Here is a 20007-nt window from a genome sequence, read left to right as displayed (position 1 = left end):
AATGGCTACGAAACACGAAGAAGTAGGATTGACTAATGACGATGTGCTGAACATTTACGAAACGATGATGACAGCGCGCCGCGTCGATGAGCGCATGTGGCTCCTTAACCGTGCAGGAAAGATTCCATTCGTTATTTCTTGCCAAGGCCAAGAAGCGGCACAAGTCGGAGCAGCGTATGCTCTTGATAACACAAAAGACTATGTCGCACCGTATTACCGCGACCTCGGCGTCGTTCTGCACTTCGGAATGACACCGAAAGAATTGATGCTGTCAGCATTCGCTAAAGAGGAAGACCCGAACTCCGGCGGACGCCAGATGCCAGGGCATTTCGGCCAGAAGAAAAACCGCATCCTGACGGGTTCTTCTCCTGTAACGACGCAATTGCCTCATGCAGTCGGCGTTGCGTTAGCCGGGAAAATGAAAAAACAGGATTTCATCACGTTCAATACACTTGGGGAAGGCTCTTCCAACCAAGGCGATTTCCACGAAGGCTTGAACTTTGCCGGCGTCCACAAACTGCCGGTCATCACGATGGTCGAAAACAATCGCTATGCGATTTCCGTTCCGTTCGAGCGCCAAGTGGCAAGCAAAAACGTTTCGGACCGCGCGGCAAGCTACGGCATGCCGGGTGTGACAATCGACGGCAACGACCCGATCGAAGTTTATAAGCATGTGAAAGAAGCAGCGGACCGCGCACGCCGTGGCGAAGGGCCGAGCCTCATCGAAACGGTTTCCGAGCGCATGACTGCTCACTCATCTGATGATGACCAGCGCCAATACCGTTCAGCTGATGAGTTGGCTGCACAAAAAGAAAAAGATCCGATTCTTTTATTCGGCGCTTATTTGAAAGAAAACGGCATCATGAACGATGAACTAGAAAAAGAAATCAACGACCGCATCATGGTCCTCGTCAACGAAGCGACGGATTATGCGGAAAGTGCACCATATGCACCAGCAGAAAGCGCAATGAAATACGTTTATGCTGAAAAAGGAGGAAACGAATAATGGCCGTTATGAGTTATATCGATGCCATCACGCTTGCCATGAAAGAAGAAATGGCACGTGACGAAAACGTTTTCGTACTTGGGGAAGATGTCGGGAAAAAAGGCGGCGTCTTCAAAGCGACTCAGGGGCTTTACGATGAGTTCGGCGAAGACCGCGTAATAGATGCACCGCTTGCTGAATCAGCCATTGCCGGCGTCGGAATCGGTGCGGCCATGTACGGCTTGCGCCCGATTGCAGAGTTTCAGTTTGCAGATTTCATCATGCCTGCCGTCAACCAAATCATTTCGGAAGCTTCACGCATCCGTTACCGTTCAAACAACGACTGGTCTTGCCCGATCGTCTTCCGTGCTCCATTCGGCGGCGGTGTGCACGGTGCGCTTTATCATTCCCAGTCTGTGGAAGCGATATTTGCGAACCAGCCAGGATTGAAAATCGTCATCCCTTCGACTCCATACGATGCAAAAGGTCTTTTGAAAGCGGCCATCCGCGACGATGATCCGGTCATGTTTTTTGAACACAAACGTGCATACCGCCTGATCAAAGGCGAAGTGCCGGAAGAAGATTACACGATTGAAATCGGCAAAGCAGACGTGAAACGTGAAGGGGAAGACATCACTGTCATCACATACGGACTAGCTGTACACTTCGCCTTGCAAGCAGCAGAGCGCCTGGCGGAAGATGGCTATTCGGTCCACATCCTGGACTTGCGCACAATCTACCCGCTAGATAAAGAAGGAATCATCGAAGCAGCGAAAAAGACTGGGAAAGTTCTTCTGGTCACAGAAGATAATAAAGAAGGCAGCATCATCGGCGAAGTGGCAGCAATCATTGCTGAACACTGCCTGTTCGACCTCGATGCACCGATCAAACGTCTTGCTGGCCCAGACATTCCGGCGATGCCATACGCGCCGACAATGGAGAAATTCTTCATGATCAACCCGGATAAAGTCGAAAAAGCAATGCGAGAACTCGCTGAGTATTAAAGAAGAAAAGCGGAGTTGCCCATCTAGCCCCGACAAGCGCTGGAAGTCTAGCCGGAAATGGCGTTTTGTGCCATTGCAGGACAGACTGAAGCGACCTCGAGGGGCTGGCAACGGAGCTAGACAAGAAGAAAAGCGAAAATGGCCGCTCAGGTTCGACAGGCATAAGACGAACTGGCGAAGTGGCGCTCTTTGCCACGCAGCATTGAAAAGTGGAAGTGCCTGTCCAGCTCTGACAGGCATAAGACAAACCGGCGAAGCGGCGCTCTTTGCTGCACAGCCGGGGCGGCTTATGACCCGAAGAGCTAGGCACTGAACTAGACTATGAAACGGCTTATGACCCGAAGAGCTAGGCACTGAACTAGACTATGAAACGGCTTATGATCCGAGAACCTGGCCATTGCAGCTAGACAAATAGAAAAGCGGAGTTGCTCGTGTAGCCCCGACATGCGCTGGAGATCACGCCGGTACTGGCGCTCTTTGCCACGGCAGGCGGGATTGAAGCGACCTCGAGGGGCTGGCAACGGATACGCAGAAATGTGGAATACATTGAAGAGGAGGAATCCCATTGGCTATCGAAAAAATCACGATGCCTCAGCTCGGTGAGAGTGTCACTGAAGGCACGATCGAAAAATGGCTCGTCCAGCCAGGCGACCACGTCAATAAATATGACCCGCTGGCAGAAGTCAATACCGATAAAGTAACGGCGGAAGTCCCGTCATCGTTTACAGGCACGATCAAGGAATTGATTGCAGCTGAAGGCGAAACGCTGGAAGTCGGCGAAGTTGTCTGCACGATTGAAACAGAAGGCGGCGGTTCGGCAGAAGTGGAAGAAGCAAAACCCGCTGCTGGTGAAAAAGCCAATGAAATGCCGGCTGCAGGAGCTGCGCCGACGAAAAAACTGGAAGGTGAAAAAGGTTCCACTAAACCTGCTAAGCCTCAAGTCGGCAAAGCGCGTTATTCACCGGCCGTTCTTCGTTTGTCGCAAGAACACGACATCGATTTAAACCAAGTCGAAGGATCTGGAAACGAAGGGCGCATTACCCGTAAAGATTTGATGCAGTTGATCGACAGCGGCAATATCCCGCAAGCCGGAGATCAGCAGGCACAAGCGCCACAATCGGCTGAACCAGCTCAAGAAGCCGCACCACAAGTACCGAAAGAACCGGCAGCGAAACAAGCGCCAATCGAATCGGCACCCGGAGATATTGAAATTCCAGTTTCCGGCGTGCGCAAAGCGATTGCAGCGAATATGCTCAAGAGCAAGCATGAAGCACCGCACGCTTGGATGATGATCGAAGTCGACGTGACGGATCTCGCGCAATTCCGCGATTCCATCAAAGGCGACTTCAAGAAAAAAGAAGGCTTCAACATTACCTATTTCGCGTTCTTCGTCAAAGCTATTTCCCAAGCATTGAAAGAATTCCCAATGATGAATTCAATGTGGGCAGGAGATAAGATCATCCAGAAAAAAGATATCAACATCTCGATCGCTGTCGCGTCCGACAATGCGTTGTTCGTTCCGGTCATCAAAAACGCTGATGAAAAATCAGTCAAAGGGATCGGCCGTGAAGTCAACGAATTGGCACAAAAAGCACGCACCGGCAAACTGAAGTCTGCGGACATGCAGGGCGGGACGTTCACTGTCAACAACACTGGGTCGTTCGGTTCTGTCCAGTCGATGGGCATCATCAACCACCCGCAGGCAGCGATTCTTCAAGTTGAATCGATCATCAAGCGCCCAGTTATCATGCAAGGTGGCATGATCGCGGCACGTGATATGGTCAACTTGTGCTTGTCACTCGACCACCGCGTTCTTGACGGTCTTGTCTGTGGCCAATTCTTGGCACGCGTCAAAGAAATTCTCGAGAAAATGAACAAAGAAAACACTTCCGTATATTAATGAAAAGTTTGGAGTCTTCGGACTTCAAGCTTTTTTTTCTTTCAGTAACCCGCTGTGTCAGGTAAACTAGAAACAGAAAGCTTTGAGGAGGGAATAGTTTGACGATTGAATCGATGAAAAACATTCAGTTTCCTGAGCGTACATACGATGAATGGAAACAAGCAGCAGTAGCTGCTTTAAAAGGAAAAGATTTTGACAAGGTGATGAAAACGCGAACAATAGAAGACATTACCCTCGAACCCCTTTATACAGAAAGTATGTTGGAGCGGACTGTATCCGATGTAAATGCGCAGACGGCTGCGGTGCAAAGCGGGAAGTTCCAATCTTCCTGGATCGTCGCACAGGAAATTGCAGCAGAAGATGCCGAGATGTTTTTAACAGTGACAAAAGAAGACCTTGCACGAGGCAACGAAGCTATTGTCTACACGAGCGCTCACCCGTTCGACTGGACCGAAGTGCAGCTAGAAGAATTAGCAGCCTTGATCGTCCGCTATCCGATTTATTTTAAATTGATCGAAGAACAAGATCCGATATTGCGCGTCTTCGAATTGCTGACAACAGAGCAGCAGGACGAGGTACAAGGCGTTATTTTTGCAGCAGAAGCCGTCAAAGCACCTGCTAAGGTCCGCACCGAATTGATCGATACACTGCCGACGCATAATGCCGGCGGCACCATTATACATGAGTTGGGTGTGGCACTGAGCATGATGGCGGAGTCGTTGAAAGAGCAAACATTCGAACAAGCGGCCAGTAAGTTTTGGGTGCGTTTTGCGGTCGATACGCATTTCTTCCAGGAAATCGCAAAAATACGCGCATTCCGCATCTTGTGGCAGGCATTCGGCACCGCATACGGCGAGCAGGCACCACGCATTCCGGTGTTTACGGAAACCTCCGTCCGCTCATATTCCAAATTGGATCCATATGTCAATCTACTGCGTGCCGGCAATGCAACATTCTCGGCAGTATTAGCCGGAACTGACGGGCACACGGTGCATCCGCACGATTTCCTTACGGTTCCGACCGCATCGAGCCGCCGCATCGCCCGCAATGTCCAGTTGGTCATTAAAGAAGAATCCCACGTATCGCATGTCACGGATGCCGCAGGCGGATCTTACTTTATCGAAAGCTTAACTCGCCAGTACGTAGATGCTGCTTGGAATTATTTCTGCGAAATCCAGGAAGCTGGCGGCTATTCTGAAGTCAAACGCACAGGCTGGCTGACTGATGACATCCAAGCGAAGTGGCTCGAACGCGAGCAACAGGCAACCAAGCGCAAAACTTCATTAATCGGCACGAATGTATACGCCAATCCACAAGAACCAGTAAAGGACTCGAAAATTGATGCGGCACACTTGGAATACATGACCGCCAAACGCTTGTCAACACCATTTGAGAAACTGCGCGCTAAAAGCCGCGAAACGAGCATCAAATCAGCCATTATCTTGTTGGAACCGTTAAAAGCGGTGAAACCTCAGGCGGACTTTGTGTCAGGTTTTCTTTCCGTTGCGGGAATCGAGCCCGAAATCAGCCCTTATCTATCTTCCGCAGACGAAGTCAACCGTTTTATCCGTTCTGAGGAACTCGACTATGCGGTATTATGCGGCAGCCAGGATACACTTGCGAAAATCGTGCCTGGCCTGAAACCGCAAACGGCCATTGACGTCGCCGGAAAAGTCGATGCCGAAACCATGGCTAACTGGGAAGCAAACGGCATCCGTGATTGTCTCTATGCCGGAAAGCCGTTGATTGCCAAATTGAAAGACGTTTTGTCGCTCGGAAAGGAGGCGCTGTAAATGACGACACCTGATTTTAGAAACATAGATGTAACAAAACTGGATATTGCAAAATTAGGCGAGCGCGACGACAGTGCTTTTATGACAAATGAAGGCATCGCCGTAAAACCGTTCTACACATCCAAAGACTTGAACAAACCACAGACGAGTTTGCCGGGAATAGCGCCGAACGTGCGCGGGCCATATCCGACGATGTACGCATCACGGCCTTGGACTGTGCGCCAGTATGCCGGATTCTCAACAGCCGAAGAAAGCAATGCATTCTACCGCCGCAATTTGGCGATGGGGCAAAAGGGCTTATCTGTGGCATTCGATCTTGCAACGCACCGTGGCTATGATTCCGATCACCCTCGTGTAGTGGGCGATGTCGGGAAAGCGGGCGTCGCAATCGACAGCGTCGAAGACATGAAAATCCTGTTCGATGGCATCCCGCTCGACCAAATGTCGGTCTCGATGACGATGAACGGTGCAGTTGTGCCGATCATGGCGTTCTTTATCGTCGCAGCAGAAGAACAAGGGGTATCGCCGGAGCAGCTGGCCGGCACGATCCAAAACGATATTTTAAAAGAATACATGGTGCGCAATACGTACATCTATCCACCGGCGATGTCGATGCAGATCATCGCGGATATCTTTAAATACACATCCGACCATATGCCGAAATACAATTCAATCTCCATTTCGGGCTACCATATCCAGGAAGCCGGCGCAACGGCCGATATCGAACTTGCCTATACGCTGGCAGACGGTTTGGAATATGTCCGTACCGGCTTGGACGCAGGCATCGGCATCGACCAATTCGCACCGCGTTTGTCGTTCTTCTGGGGCATCGGCATGAACTACTTTATGGAAGTGGCGAAAATGCGCGCAGGACGTGAAATTTGGGCGAAAATGATGAAGAGCTTCGATCCGCAGAACCCTAAATCACTGGCGCTCCGCACACATTCCCAAACTTCCGGGTGGAGCTTGACGGAGCAGGATCCGTTCAATAACGTCACGCGGACTTTGCTCGAGGCGAATGCGGCGGCTATGGGCCATACGCAGTCCTTGCACACGAACGCATTGGATGAGGCGATTGCCTTGCCGACCGATTTCTCGGCTCGCATCGCGCGCAATACGCAATTGTTCCTGCAGGAAGAAACCTTGATGACCAATACGATCGATCCGTGGGGCGGCTCGTATTATGTCGAAAAGCTGACTGAAGAACTCATGGAAAAAGCGTGGACTTTGATTGAAGAAGTCGAAGAACTCGGCGGCATGGCTAAAGCAATCGAAACTGGCTTGCCGAAAATGCGCATCGAAGAAGCGGCAGCGAAAAAACAAGCCCAAATCGATTCGAACGAAGAGACGATCATCGGCGTCAATCGCTACCGACTCGACCAGGAAGACCCAATCGATATTTTGAACATCGACAATACGATGGTACGCAAAAAGCAGATCGAGCGGCTGGACAAAATGCGCGATACACGCGACCAGAAAAAAGTCGACAAAGCGCTCTTGGAGTTGACCAAAGCAGCTGAGAGCGGTGAAGATAATATTCTCGCTTGTGCCATCGAAGCAGCACGCCACCGCGCATCACTCGGTGAAATTTCGGATGCCATCGAAAAAGCATCCGGCAGACATAAGGCGGTGATTCGTTCCGTGAGCGGGGTATACAGTTCAAACTTCTCAAACCAGGAGGAAATGCAGGTCGTCAAACAAATGACTGAAGAATTTATCGGCAATGAAGGGCGCCGTCCGCGTATTTTGATTGCGAAAATGGGCCAGGACGGCCACGATCGCGGCGCGAAAGTCATCTCGACTGCATTCGCCGATCTCGGCTTTGATGTCGATATCGGGCCGTTGTTCCAGACACCGGCCGAAACGGCGCAACAGGCTGCGGAAAATGATGTTCATGTCATCGGCGTCAGTTCGCTTGCAGCAGGCCATATGACACTCGTGCCGGACCTTGCGGCAGAACTGAAAAAAGTCGGGCGGGAAGATATTTTGATCGTCGTCGGCGGCGTCATTCCAGCTCAGGATTATGAATTTCTGCGCAACAACGGCGCAAGTGCGATTTTCGGGCCGGGAACAGTTATTCCGGTCGCTGCCCAGAAAGTCATAGAAGAAATTTATGCGCGCCTCGGTTACGAGGAAGAGGTGGACTGATGGACCGGGATAAGCAGTCCAGACAGGTCATGTCGGGAGTTTCGGATGCGCACGATGGCATGAAAGCCGTGCCGAGAAAAAAATTCAAGAAGCCCGCAAACAGCCAGTTTGATTTGGACGAGCTCGCTCGCGGCGTCGAAAGCGGATCGCGCCTGCATCTCGGTAAGGCAATCACCTTGCTCGAGAGCACCAATCCGGAGCATAAACAGCGAGGCCAGCAATTATTGAATGTGCTGTTGCCGAAAACCGGGAACAGCATCCGCATTGGCATCACAGGTGTCCCAGGAGCTGGAAAAAGCACGTTTATCGAAACCTTCGGGACGATGCTGACTGAGCTCGGCCACCGTGTGGCGGTGCTCGCAATCGATCCGAGCTCTTCACGCACGGGAGGCAGTATACTCGGCGACAAAACGCGCATGGAGGAGCTTGCGAGAAATCCGCAAGCGTTCATCCGGCCGTCGCCGACTGCCGGAACGCTCGGCGGCGTCCATAAAAAAACCCGCGAGACAATGCTTTTATGCGAAGCGGCCGGATACGATGTCATATTGGTCGAAACGGTCGGTGTCGGCCAAAGCGAAACTTTGGTGCGTGGCATGGTCGATATGTTCCTGCTACTCGTCTTAACGGGTGCTGGCGATGAACTGCAAGGCATGAAAAAAGGCATTTTAGAACTTGCGGATGCCATGATCGTCCATAAAGCAGATCGCGACAATTTGCCGCTCGCCAACAGAACGGTGCGCGAGTACAAGCAAATGCTGCATTTTCTCCAGCCGGCAACGGAAGGCTGGACGACGCGTCCCTTGGCGGTATCTTCCATAGAAGGAGCAGGTATCCGGGAAGTATGGGACATGGTGCAGGAATTCGAACAATTGGTCAAAGAAAGCGGCTATTGGAATACGCGGCGCCAAGAACAAACGCAGGATTGGTTCCATTCGATGATAACCGATGAACTGCTCAGCCGTTTTTACGGGGACGCAGAGCGAAAACAGCAAGTTATACAATTGGAACAGCGCATACTCAGCGATGAGCTGACGGTCTCCCAAGCGGTCGCACAGCTGTTCGAGTAAGCTTTTTTGCAACTGTGCCGCTGTCCTGATATGATAAGAACAGCAATAATGAAGGAGTGGTACAAATGAGCATGGATTTTAACTTCCTGATGAATGATATCGTTACACAAGCCCGCCAAGAACTAAAAGACGGCGGCTATACACAACTACAAACGGCGGAAGACGTGCAACAAGCGTTCGCCAAATCGGGAACAAGCCTTGTCATGATCAATTCAGTTTGCGGCTGTGCAGGCGGCATCGCCCGTCCAGCAGCACTGCACTCGATTCATTACGATAAGCGCCCAGATCACCTGTTTACCGTATTTGCCGGCCAGGACAAAGAAGCGACAGCACAAGCACGCGATTTGTTCGGCGACGAGCATTTGCCTTCTTCACCGTCATTCGCATTTTTGAAAGACGGCAAATTAGTGGATGAAATTGGCCGCCACGAAATCGAAGGGCACGATCCGATGTCGGTCATTACGCACATCCAATCGATTTTTGAAGAGCATTGCGAAGAAGTCTGATTAAAAATGCCCCCGCAGCGGGGCATTTTTTTATGTAAACGGGGGAGGCAGCTATGAAACTGAAACCATATCGAATTGGCTACCGGACGATGAAAACGGCGCTCGGTGCAGCAATCGCCATTTATCTTGCCCAATTAATCGGGCTGGAATATTATGTATCGGCGGGTATTCTGGCGATTTTATGCATTCAGCCGACCAAGAAAAAATCGGTGCGCGCGGCGTTCTCCCGTTTTGTTGCGAGCATGATCGCCATAGGTTTTGCGTATGTCTTTTTTGAACTGGGCACTTACCATCCGGTGATGCTCGGCTTAATGATTCTCCTGTTCATTCCGGTACTAGTCAGCCTTGGCTTTTCGGACGGCTTTGTCTCAAGTGCGGTTATTCTGCTGCATCTATACGACGCGAAAAACTTAACGACTGGGTTATTCATCAACGAAGTCTTGCTCATGTTGATCGGGTTTGGGACAGCACTGCTGGTCAATATGTATATGCCGAGCATTGAAAAGAAACTGGCCAGCTACCGCGAGGAGATTGAAAGTCTGTACTCGTCGGTGTTCAAGGAAATCACCATTTACTTGCGCCAGGGGGAATCCGATTGGACGGGCAAGGAATTGATGGAAGCGGAAAAGCTGCTCGATAAAGCAAAGGCACTCGCATATCAAGATGTTGAAAATCACTTGTTGCGCCATGAGAACAAGTATTATCATTATTTCGATATGCGCGAGCAGCAACTTGAAATCATCGAGCGCATTTTGCCGAAAATCACTGCACTTCCGGTCATTGTCGGACAGACGCAACTGGTCGCTGATTTCCTCGAAGACTTATCGGAACATGTCCATTCGGGAAATACTGCCTATCAATACATCGATAAATTGGATCACGTCAAAGCGAACTTTGCTGCGATGCCATTGCCCGATACGCATGAGAAATTTTTGGCGATGGCCGATCTGAACGCCATCATCCAAGAGATGGAGACGTATTTGGAGATCAAGCAATCCTATAAAGGCTTCCACAATAAAAAAGGGCTGATGGCATCACCTGCATAAAAAACCGGCCAGAGAAGCCCTCTGGCCGGTTTTTTGCACGGTTGAATCCACATCACCTGTATGCACCCATGAAAAAAGAGCATCCGAAACGCCTGTTGCAGGCGCTTGCGGATGCTCTTTCGATAAATTCATATTAAATGACGAAGCTTAAGCCCATCATCAGGCTCGACAGCAGCATCAATCCGACCATTGCATAGACAATGACTTTTCGGACAGCTTGGTTTCTCATGGATAGCATAGCTCCTTTATTAACTGGACTTTCAGCATATCATACCATATTGGGGGAGAATTTTAAACTGCCAACATCTCCATTTTCATAATATTCGATAACAACTAGAGTTTTTGCCGGTGAATGGGTACAATAAAGAGGAAGCTAAAAAAGGAAGTGAATAAGGATGAAGAAAGTTGATCATATCGGAATCGCTGTAAAAGATTTAGAGCAGGTCCTGCCTTATTACACAGAGACACTCGGGTGTCCGCTGATGAAAGTGGAGGAAGTGGAAGGGCAGAAAGTGAAAGTCGCATTTTTAGATGCCGGCAACATTAAGATCGAGTTGCTCGAGCCGATGAGCGAAGACAGCCCAATCCATAAGTTCATCGAGAAAAAAGGCGAAGGCATCCATCATATCGCATTCGGTGTTGACGGCATCGAAGAGCGCATGGAAGAGCTTCGGACGAACGGTGTCCAGCTATTGAGTGAAGAACCGAAACCAGGTGCTGGCGGGGCGATGGTCGCATTCCTTCACCCCAAATCATCACACGGTGTATTGTACGAACTATGCGAAAAGAAGTGACGGAGGAGTGGGAAAATGGACATTTATGAACGCATCAATGAATTGTACGATAGAAAAAGAGAAATAGAGCTTGGCGGAGGCGAAGCCCGAATCGAGAAACAGCACGAAAAAGGCAAACTGACGGCACGCGAACGCATCGAATTATTGCTTGACGAAGGCAGTTTTGTCGAACTGAGCCCGTTTGTCGAACACCGTACGACCGATTTCGGCATGGGCAAAGGTCCAGGTGAAGGCGTTGTAACCGGGTACGGAAAAGTGAACGGACGCCCAGTTTATTTGTTCTCACAGGATTTCACTGTGTTCGGTGGGGCACTCGGGGAAATGCACGCGAAAAAAATCGCCAATGTCATGGACATGGCCGCGAAAAACGGCGCACCGTTCATTGGCTTGAACGATTCCGGCGGTGCCCGCATCCAAGAAGGCGTGTTATCGCTTGATGGCTACGGCCATATTTTCTACCGCAACTCGATTTATTCCGGCGTCATCCCGCAGATCTCCGTCATCATGGGGCCATCTGCAGGAGGCGCGGTGTATTCACCGGCGATTACGGATTTTGTCTTCATGGTCGATAAGACGAGCCAGATGTTCATCACCGGACCGAAAGTCATCGAAACGGTTACGGGAGAAAAAATTTCTTCCGAGGATCTTGGAGGCTCACGTGTACATACCGCCATCAGCGGAAACGCCCATTTCCGTTCCGGTTCTGAACAGGAAGTGCTCGAAATGGTGCGCCAATTGATCAGCTATTTGCCGCAAAACAACCAGGAAATGCCGCCTCGACTAGAAGTCGATAACGAAGATGATTATCGCCCGGACTTGGCGGATGTCGTACCGTTTGAAGCGATCCGCCCGTACGATGTGCGTAAAGTTGTCGAGCAGGTCGTCGACAAGGACAGCTTCATGGAAGTGCAGCCGGAATTCGCGCGCAATATCGTCATCGGCCTTGCACGCATTAAAGGGGAAACAGTCGGTCTTGTGTGCAACCAACCGAAAGTAATGGCTGGTGGTCTTGATATCGATTCGTCCGACAAAGCGGCTCGGTTTATTCGCTTCTGCGACAGCTTCAATATCCCGCTCATCACATTCGAAGACGTCACCGGCTTTTTCCCGGGGATTAAGCAAGAACACGGGGGCATCATCCGCCACGGTGCAAAGATCCTTTATGCATATTCGGAAGCGACCGTGCCGAAAATGACAGTCATTTTGCGCAAAGCTTACGGCGGTGCCTATGTCGCGCTCAACTCAAAATCGATCGGTGCAGATCTTGTGTATTCGTGGCCGAACGCAGAAATTGCTGTTATGGGGCCGAACGGCGCAGCAAACATCATCTTTGCGCGTGAAATCGCCGCAAGCGATGATCCGGAAGCGACACGTGCCGCTAAAATCGAAGAATACCGCGTGAAGTTCGCCAATCCGTATGTCGCAGCCGCACGCGGCATGGTTGATGACGTGATCGATCCGCGGGAGACGCGAATCAAGCTGATCCAGGCACTCGAGATGATGCGCAACAAGAAAGACGAACGCCCGAAGAAAAAACACGGCAATATGCCGCTATAATAGGTTAGATAATCGATCTCTTCCAAAGTTGGAAGAGGTCGATTCATTTTGAATGAAGATGACACTACGAAAGTCTATAATGGAACCTGAGACAAATGGAATAGAAGAGGGGTTTTTAAATGAAAACCGATCGATTATTGGAAGAATTTCTGGAGCTCGTGCAAATCGACTCCGAGACCAAAGACGAAGCAGCGATTGCTGTCATTTTGACGGAAAAACTGGAAGCACTCGGCTTTACGGTCGTAGAAGACGATTCCAAACAGCGCACGGGCCACGGTGCCGGAAATCTTGTCGCGACGCTTGCAGGAACGAAAACAAGCGCGCCGGCGATTTATTTCACTACGCATATGGATACGGTCACACCGGGTAAAGGCATCAAGCCTGAAGTCCGCGACGGCTACGTCTATTCGGACGGCACGACGATTCTCGGTGCTGACGATAAAGCGGGCATCGCGGCACTTCTTGAACTTGCGCGCCATTTGAAAGAAGAGCAGGTTGAGCATGGCGATATCCAGTTCCTCATTACGGCAGGAGAAGAAAGCGGCCTTGTCGGTGCGAAGGAATTCGACGTAGCGCTCCTGACGGCTAAATTCGGTTATGCGGTCGACAGTGACGGACAAGTCGGCGGCATCGTCACCGCAGCCCCCAACCAGGCAAAGCTGTGGACGACGATCTATGGCAAAACGGCACACGCCGGCGTGGCACCGGAAAAAGGCATTTCCGCAATCACCATCGCTTCAAAAGCAATCGCCCGCATGAAGCTAGGGCGCATCGATGAGGAGACGACTGCGAACATCGGCAGTTTCGAAGGCGGCAGAGCGACCAATATCGTCTGTGACGAAGTCCACATCTTGTCGGAAGCGCGCTCGATCAGCGAAGACAAGCTGGCGGGGCAAACCGCACATATGGAAACGGTCTTTAAAGAAGTTGCTGAAGAAATGGGCGGACGCGCGGAAACCGACGTTCAGCTTATGTACCCAGGGTTCCGTTTTGATGAAATGGATCCGGTTGTCGATATCGCAAAAGCCGCTGCGGAACGCATTGGTCGTCCATCGCCTGTGCTGACGAGCGGCGGCGGCAGCGACGCGAACATCATCAACGGCCACGGCATTCCGACGGTCAATCTATGCGTCGGTTACGAGGAAATCCACACGAAAAACGAGCGCATGCCGGTAGAAGAGCTTGAGAAACTGACCGAGCTATTGGTTGAAATCGTTAAAGAAGCAGCGATTCGTTAATTTTATACGTTAAGGCTGTCCCGGAAGGTCATAAAATATGGCTTTCTAGGGCAGTTTTTTTATGTGTAAAGCTGATGTTTTTTTGCGGTAAGGATGTTCGCAATTAACTAAGCTGCTTGTTATTGCAAATGGATTGGAGTGAGATTGCGCTGCAGGGGCCTGTCCCGCGCAGTCCCTCCGGTGTCAGCCCCTTCCGCTCCATCTCTATTTTTAGAGTGGAAATGAAATTCATCTGTCTATGAAGTCAGGGTTAACTATTTTTTCAACATCTCAAAATTAGATGGAACTATTGATGAAGCGTTGAAGGTTTATCAGTCGCTCTGCCACTATAATGTCCAACTAAGCGTCGTTACCTAGCCGGGGAAACGAATCAAAGCAGTCGCTGTTTTACATAAAAAATATAACGAAATCTAAAAGCCTCACCGCGCACACGGGCTGGCCGGAGCGATGAGACAAGCGCCCCTTTTGGCTCATTGCGGGAGGCATGCCCCCAAGCGGAAGGCGGCTGTTTAGAGATAAACCGATCAATAAACGATCCATCTCGCTCTCTTGTCCAATTAATCAGCATCCACTAGCTGATGAAACCAACAGATTTTCTTTCTCGCACAAAGTAATTCAAAAGATACCTAAAGATAACAAGAAAAGGTGAACCGGATGCCTGTTCGCCTGTTTTTTGATACACTGAAAGAAAAGGAAAGCGAAGCGATTGCTATGGCTGGGCGAGTTATTTTCCATATTGATATGAATAGCTTTTATGCATCGGTCGAACAGGCACATGACCCGACGCTTAAAGGAAAAGCGCTGGCGATTGCGGGGAATCCGAAAGAGCGGCGGGGCATCATCGTCACATGTTCGTACGAAGCTCGGGCATACGGGATTTACACGACGATGCAAGTGCACGAGGCGAAGAAAAAGTATCCGGGCCTGCTCGTCATGCCGCCGAACTTCGATCGTTACCGCGAAGCGTCGCGGTCGATGTTCGAGATTTTGCGCACGTATACCGATGCCGTCGAACCGGTGTCGATTGATGAAGCGTATATCGATGTGACGTCTTTATCTAACGACCGACATCCACTGGAAATCGCGGAAGAGCTGCAAAAGCGCATTCTCGCGGAACTCGATTTGCCGTGTTCACTCGGCATCGCACCGAATAAATTTCTCGCAAAAACAGCGTCCGATATGAAAAAACCGCTTGGTATCACCATCCTCCGGAAACGGGATATTCAGCGCATTTTGTGGCCGAGAAAGCTTGTTGAGATGCACGGCATCGGCGAGAGCACGGCAGCGAAATTGAACGGGCTGAAGCTCTATACGATCGGTGATTTGGCGAATGCTCCGGACGGTTTGATAAAAGAAAAGATGGGAAAAAACGGCGTTCGACTGCAAGCACGCGCTAGGGGAGAAGACAGCCGCGAAGTGGATCCTGATTCGATCTATGACCGGAAAAGTGTCGGGACGTCGACGACTTTGCCGATCGATGAAACCGATCTGGAGAACTTGAAAAAGATATTCCGGACATTGAGCACGAAAGTGGCGGCCAGGCTCCATGCGAAAAACTTGGCAGGGCCGACCGTCAGCATCCAGACGCGTAGCTCCGACTGGAAAAACCGTACCCGCAGCATCACCTTGAACAATACGCTGTGGAAAGAACAAGACATCCTGCAGCAAGCCTGGCAGCTGTTCGAGACGCATTGGAACGGCGAACCGCTGCGGCTCGTCGGGGTGACGGTGTCGAACGTCGTCGATAAAGGCGATATGACCGAACAATTGTCGCTGTTCAATTTCGAAGAGCACGCAAAAGACGAACCGATTTTGGACTTGGTCGCGAAACTCGAGAGCCGTTTCGGAAAAGGCGCCGTTTCGCGGGGCATCGGCTACCGCCAGTCGACACATGATGCACAAACGAGTTTAAGCAAAGATTTCCTGAGCGACCACGAAAGGAAGAAACGCTAATGCAAGTAGTATTTTTAGGTACAGGCGCGGGCATGCCGTCAAAACAGCGCAATACATCGGCGCTCGCTTTAAAACTGCTCGAAGAACGCGGAACGGTGTGGCTGTTCGACTGCGGTGAAGCGGTGCAGCACCAGATTCTACGGACCTCGATCAAGCCGCGGAAAATCGAGAAGATCTTCATCACCCATATGCACGGCGACCATATTTTCGGCTTGCCGGGACTGCTCGGCTCGCGCTCGTTCCAAGGCGGGGAAGAACCGCTCGATTTGTACGGTCCGAAAGATCTGAAAGATTATGTCGAGATGACTTTAAAATTAAGCAGGACGCATTTAACTTACCCGATCCGTTTTCATGAAGTGACTGAAGGCATCATTTTCGAAGACGAACTGTTGAAAGTCGAAGCTGGCTTGCTGGAGCACGTCATCCCTACATATGGATATCGCATCGAACAGAAGGATTTGCTTCCGAAACTCGATATCGACAAAGCACGCGAACTCGGAGTGCCGAAGGGTCCGCTTCTTTCTAAACTGAAAGCCGGTGAAACGGTGGAATTGCCGGACGGAGGCTTGGTCAAGTCCGAAGAAGTCACCGAAGCGGCACAGCAAGGCTTTACCGTGACGATCCTCGGCGATACGCGTTTATGCAAAAAGTCAGAGGAACTTTCAAGAGATGCTCATCTCGTCGTCCACGAAGCGACGTTTGACGGGGCAACGAAGAAACTTGCGAAAGAATACGGCCATTCGACGACGCTCGATGCCGCCGCAGTTGCGGCAGATGCGAATGCTGGGAAACTGCTCGTCAATCATTTGAGCGCACGCTTTTTACCTGAACACGAAAAAGAGCTGCTCGCGGCGATGCGTCAAATTCACGCAAACAGTGACATTGCGCATGACTTTGATGAATATGCCTGGAATAAAAAAGAGCATCACTTAATGAAACTGGAATAATACTAAAGAGACGTTTTCAAGTAGTTGAATAGCATACTACGGAAAACGTCTCTTTTTTAGATCCACCAGAACGAAAGGACGTGCACAGCAATGGATGCTAAAACTGTCATGCAGGAACTTGAGGTATTTGGAAAAGAACGAACGAAAAAAATGTGCTTGTCGAGCGGTGCACATGAACCCGTTTAGTGAAGAAAATAGATTTTGTTAAGAGTCCATAAAAGTTCTTTTCAGGTACCATTCTGATTTACTCGATAGGCTGGATATTTTTGATTGTTATGCAATAGCTAAAGGAAAAGGAAGAGAAATTTGGCTATTTCCTTACTCCGACTTTCTGTTGATTTCAGTTGATCCGAAGATCCGCCTGGTGCGCTCTTTCGAAGTTCTAGAATTGCTTCATGGCTCAAGCGGACTATGCGTTCGGGGGAACTATGCGTATTTTTTCGATCCGCACGACAGCGACGGCAAGCTATACCAATGGAAGATCGGAACCGAAACCCTGGAGCTTTTGGGTGCTCTCCCAGCAAGAGCTAGAGGACTGAATAACGCTGATTTTGACTATTAACGACTAAAAATTTTCAGAACATTGAATTTTTCATCCACATAGAGATAAAACTAGGAGGAACATTATGCACGCATTAGTGATCGGAGCAACAGGAGCAACTGGGAAAGACCTGGTCGAATTGTTATTGCAAGACGTTTCGTTTGAACAAGTTGATATTTTTGTCAGAAGGTCCTTGGACATCCGGCATGACAAGTTAAAAATCCACGTGATTGATTTTGATAAGCCGGAAGAATGGGTGCATCTAGTAAAAGGCTATGTGCTGTTTTCCTGCCTCGGGACGACGATCAAAGCGGCCGGAAGCAAGGGAAATCAGTGGAAAGTGGATTACGGTTACCAATACGAATTCGCAAAAGCGGCAAGGGAAAATGGTGTCGAACGCTACGTGTTGGTCTCAGCCGACTTTGCTTCACCGAAAGCCCGCAGTTTTTACTCGAGGATGAAAGGCAAGCTCGAAGAAGCCGTAATCGAGCTGGTATTCCCATATATAACGATCTTCAACCCGCCGATACTGGAGCGTAAAAACAGCGACCGGGTGATGGAGAATCTCGGGCTCAAAGCGATACAGCTGATCAATAAAGCAGGCATTCTGCGCTCCCAGCAACCGCTCCCGACCGAAATCCTCGCACAAGCGATGATCAACTCGGCGCAAAAGGATGACAAAGGCTTAACTGCTTTAAAAGGAAAAGCCATTTGGGAACGTGCGGGTGCAAATGCTAATTAGTTCAACCCGCATACTACTTACAGAAGATAAGCTTAAAGAACTTTAGAAATAGGAGAAGCTGCATGAAGAAAAAATTATGGATTATCGTACTCGCATTAGCTGTCCTCATTTCAGTTGTCTTGGTATGGATATTTTCATTCAAGGAACCCGAAAGCGACTCGATTGAGACAACCGATGTGGAAATGGACGCAAGTTATAACCTGGATGTAACAATGGACGAAGCCGGTGCTTTTCGTATTGCTGCTTCTATCAGAGTGAAAAACACATCTGACGAGAAGTGGAGTGAACTAGGCTTTTACCTGGTACCGAACGCCATGAATCCAGATGAGACGGATGGCTATCAAGGTGAAGCTGCAACCGTAGACATTTCCGCGGTCACCGCCGAGGGTGAGGCAACAACTTATCAGCTTAGCAATAATGCTTTGATGATTGAGTTGGAAGAAGCGCTAGAACCGGGGGACAGCCGTGAAGTGGCAGTAGTCTATACACTGGGATTGCCGGAAAACGGCATGCGCTTGTCGCAAGTGGACGATAATTATTATTTGGCGCATTGGTATCCGATGCTCGCAAGTTTTGAAGACGGTTGGCAAATTCATGATTATGACCCAAAAGGGGAGTCCTATGCGACCGGTTACGGAGAGTATATCGTGAGTTATGAGCTGTCAAAGGATTACCTAGTCGCGACATCGGCACAGGACGGAACGATCAGAGCCAGTTCTTCCGGAACAGTGCAAGGAGATATGATCAAGGATTTTTACATGGCTGTGATGGACCCGGAAGATTGGGAAATGAAAAGCCGGAAAGTCAATGACACGACTTTTCGAGTGTTTGCACCGAGTGGGTCGGATATTTTAGCCGATACGACAGACCTTGCTGCTGATGCGCACAGTTATTTTGAAGAAATGATCGGCGAGAACCCGTCGAAAGAACTGGATATCATAGCCAATGACGGCTATATGGAATACCCAAACATCATCGAAGTGGCCACAGATGAGGCAAATCTCGCATACATTCTCGTTCATGAAATCGCGCATCAATGGTTTTATTTAATGGTGGGCAATGATCCGTTTAACGAGGCGTGGTTGGATGAAAGTTTAACCGAATTTGCGATGGCGCTATTCCTCAGTGAATACGCCGGTGACGACGATATCGGCTTCCAAGGGGCTGCAGCGTACGCAGACTCTTACACGACAGCAACGCACGCCAATATCCCATTGGACGAATTTGAAGAGTCGGTATACTACGCAACAATTTACGGGGAAGTGCCGATGCTTTTGAAAGCGTTTTTTGATGACAATGGGGGAACGGAAGCGGCGTTTGAATTTCTAGCGGCATACTACGTGGAGTTCCAATACCAGCAAGTGGATACCGATGACTTTAAGGCGTTTTTTGAAGACTACTTTAAAGGAGATCAACAGGAGTTTTTGGACAGCTGGCTGCAATAAGAAAAAGCATGGAAACTTTCGATTGGTTTCTTTTCATTATTCGGTTAGCCTTTTGAATGTGTATTTTAATTTGAAATGATGTCTTCGCCGCAAGCTACTAGATCTGTAATCAGGTGCAATTCAACTTAAAATGAAATTCATCATCAGAAGTTGAAGAATTACGAAATCGGTGGAAAGAACATTTGCATGAGAAGACGGACACTAAAATTTCCTTTATTTATGACGAAAATCAAATTTCTTACAAAAAAAATGAAAACCGCGAGGCATTGCAGATGATAGCGCTTTCTTCCTTGCGAAAACTCCAAAATGATGGTCTGGGAACAGCCTGCAGGGCAATAAGG

General features: G+C 49.6%; 16 protein-coding genes and 1 pseudogene. 16 read left to right on the top strand and 1 reads right to left on the bottom strand.

The window, feature by feature from the left end; all coding sequences use genetic code 11:
- The first annotated feature begins 1 nt into the window (after position 1).
- The 8 genes from J7E21_RS05565 (at position 2) to J7E21_RS05530 (ending at position 10449) form a co-directional block, all read left to right on the top strand.
- Positions 2–1006 carry a thiamine pyrophosphate-dependent dehydrogenase E1 component subunit alpha gene (locus J7E21_RS05565; protein ID WP_215105485.1) on the top strand — a complete coding sequence of 335 codons (1005 nt, stop codon included), beginning with the start codon at positions 2–4 and terminating at the stop codon, positions 1004–1006.
- Positions 1006–1989, top strand: a complete 984-nt coding sequence (locus J7E21_RS05560; protein ID WP_215105484.1) for an alpha-ketoacid dehydrogenase subunit beta — start codon at positions 1006–1008, stop codon at positions 1987–1989. Before J7E21_RS05565 ends, J7E21_RS05560 begins: the two co-directional genes overlap by 1 nt.
- Positions 1990–2554: 565 nt before the next feature.
- The gene (locus J7E21_RS05555) at positions 2555–3889 is read left to right on the top strand and encodes a dihydrolipoamide acetyltransferase family protein (protein WP_215105482.1); all 1335 of its coding nucleotides are present in this window, start codon (positions 2555–2557) and stop codon (positions 3887–3889) included.
- A 98-nt stretch (positions 3890–3987) separates the two neighbouring features.
- A complete protein-coding gene (locus J7E21_RS05550) occupies positions 3988–5682 on the top strand; it encodes a methylmalonyl-CoA mutase family protein (RefSeq protein WP_215105480.1) in 1695 nt (564 codons plus the stop codon).
- Entirely contained in the window at positions 5683–7830 is a 2148-nt protein-coding gene (gene scpA, locus J7E21_RS05545; RefSeq protein WP_215105478.1) for a methylmalonyl-CoA mutase, read from the top strand.
- On the top strand, positions 7830–8897 hold the full coding sequence (gene meaB, locus J7E21_RS05540) for a methylmalonyl Co-A mutase-associated GTPase MeaB (protein WP_215105476.1): 1068 nt from the start codon (positions 7830–7832) through the stop codon (positions 8895–8897). Before scpA ends, meaB begins: the two co-directional genes overlap by 1 nt.
- Positions 8898–8962: 65 nt before the next feature.
- Positions 8963–9403, top strand: a complete 441-nt coding sequence (locus J7E21_RS05535) for a BrxA/BrxB family bacilliredoxin (RefSeq protein WP_215105474.1) — start codon at positions 8963–8965, stop codon at positions 9401–9403.
- 53 nt (positions 9404–9456) lie between these two features.
- A complete protein-coding gene (locus J7E21_RS05530) occupies positions 9457–10449 on the top strand; it encodes an aromatic acid exporter family protein (protein ID WP_215105472.1) in 993 nt (330 codons plus the stop codon).
- A gap of 133 nt (positions 10450–10582) precedes the next feature.
- Here the strand turns inward: J7E21_RS05530 and prli42 are convergent, their stop codons facing one another.
- The gene (gene prli42 / locus J7E21_RS05525) at positions 10583–10678 is read right to left on the bottom strand and encodes a stressosome-associated protein Prli42 (protein WP_215105470.1); all 96 of its coding nucleotides are present in this window, start codon (positions 10676–10678) and stop codon (positions 10583–10585) included.
- Positions 10679–10844: 166 nt separating this feature from the next.
- On the opposite strand from prli42, the gene mce reads away from it, so the two are divergent.
- The 8 genes and pseudogenes from mce to J7E21_RS05485 all read left to right on the top strand — a co-directional run bounded on the left by mce (position 10845) and on the right by J7E21_RS05485 (position 19666).
- Positions 10845–11243 carry a methylmalonyl-CoA epimerase gene (gene mce / locus J7E21_RS05520; protein ID WP_215105468.1) on the top strand — a complete coding sequence of 133 codons (399 nt, stop codon included), beginning with the start codon at positions 10845–10847 and terminating at the stop codon, positions 11241–11243.
- Between the two features lie 15 nt (positions 11244–11258).
- Positions 11259–12800, top strand: coding sequence for an acyl-CoA carboxylase subunit beta (locus J7E21_RS05515; RefSeq protein WP_215105466.1), 1542 nt, complete (start codon positions 11259–11261; stop codon positions 12798–12800).
- 119 nt (positions 12801–12919) lie between these two features.
- The gene (locus J7E21_RS05510; protein ID WP_215105464.1) at positions 12920–14038 is read left to right on the top strand and encodes a M20/M25/M40 family metallo-hydrolase; all 1119 of its coding nucleotides are present in this window, start codon (positions 12920–12922) and stop codon (positions 14036–14038) included.
- 711 nt (positions 14039–14749) lie between these two features.
- Positions 14750–15991: a DNA polymerase IV gene (locus J7E21_RS05505; protein ID WP_215106140.1), complete on the top strand. Its 1242-nt coding sequence runs from the start codon at positions 14750–14752 to the stop codon at positions 15989–15991.
- Positions 15991–16938, top strand: a complete 948-nt coding sequence (gene rnz, locus J7E21_RS05500) for a ribonuclease Z (RefSeq protein ID WP_215105462.1) — start codon at positions 15991–15993, stop codon at positions 16936–16938. Before J7E21_RS05505 ends, rnz begins: the two co-directional genes overlap by 1 nt.
- A 90-nt stretch (positions 16939–17028) precedes the next feature.
- A pseudogene (locus J7E21_RS05495) lies at positions 17029–17121 on the top strand (DNA alkylation repair protein); the annotation flags it as partial.
- A 443-nt stretch (positions 17122–17564) separates the two neighbouring features.
- Positions 17565–18221, top strand: a complete 657-nt coding sequence (locus J7E21_RS05490; RefSeq protein ID WP_215105460.1) for an NAD(P)H-binding protein — start codon at positions 17565–17567, stop codon at positions 18219–18221.
- 62 nt (positions 18222–18283) lie between these two features.
- A complete protein-coding gene (locus J7E21_RS05485) occupies positions 18284–19666 on the top strand; it encodes a M1 family metallopeptidase (RefSeq protein ID WP_215105459.1) in 1383 nt (460 codons plus the stop codon).
- Positions 19667–20007: the final 341 nt, after the last annotated feature.

Source organism: Planococcus sp. ISL-109 (assembly GCF_018613655.1).
Taxonomy (GTDB): domain Bacteria; phylum Bacillota; class Bacilli; order Bacillales_A; family Planococcaceae; genus Planococcus.
Note: the sequence above shows the minus strand (reverse complement) of the source record. Positions and strands in the feature narration are given on the sequence as shown.

Coding starts and splice junctions, on each gene's coding strand:
- J7E21_RS05530 (WP_215105472.1), top strand. CDS start 9,457: ATGAAACTGAAACCATATCGAATTGGCTACCGGACGATGAAAACGGCG.
- mce (WP_215105468.1), top strand. CDS start 10,845: ATGAAGAAAGTTGATCATATCGGAATCGCTGTAAAAGATTTAGAGCAG.
- J7E21_RS05490 (WP_215105460.1), top strand. CDS start 17,565: ATGCACGCATTAGTGATCGGAGCAACAGGAGCAACTGGGAAAGACCTG.
- J7E21_RS05505 (WP_215106140.1), top strand. CDS start 14,750: ATGGCTGGGCGAGTTATTTTCCATATTGATATGAATAGCTTTTATGCA.
- prli42 (WP_215105470.1), bottom strand. CDS start 10,678: ATGAGAAACCAAGCTGTCCGAAAAGTCATTGTCTATGCAATGGTCGGA.
- J7E21_RS05565 (WP_215105485.1), top strand. CDS start 2: ATGGCTACGAAACACGAAGAAGTAGGATTGACTAATGACGATGTGCTG.
- scpA (WP_215105478.1), top strand. CDS start 5,683: ATGACGACACCTGATTTTAGAAACATAGATGTAACAAAACTGGATATT.
- rnz (WP_215105462.1), top strand. CDS start 15,991: ATGCAAGTAGTATTTTTAGGTACAGGCGCGGGCATGCCGTCAAAACAG.
- J7E21_RS05515 (WP_215105466.1), top strand. CDS start 11,259: ATGGACATTTATGAACGCATCAATGAATTGTACGATAGAAAAAGAGAA.
- J7E21_RS05485 (WP_215105459.1), top strand. CDS start 18,284: ATGAAGAAAAAATTATGGATTATCGTACTCGCATTAGCTGTCCTCATT.
- J7E21_RS05560 (WP_215105484.1), top strand. CDS start 1,006: ATGGCCGTTATGAGTTATATCGATGCCATCACGCTTGCCATGAAAGAA.
- J7E21_RS05510 (WP_215105464.1), top strand. CDS start 12,920: ATGAAAACCGATCGATTATTGGAAGAATTTCTGGAGCTCGTGCAAATC.
- J7E21_RS05535 (WP_215105474.1), top strand. CDS start 8,963: ATGAGCATGGATTTTAACTTCCTGATGAATGATATCGTTACACAAGCC.
- meaB (WP_215105476.1), top strand. CDS start 7,830: ATGGACCGGGATAAGCAGTCCAGACAGGTCATGTCGGGAGTTTCGGAT.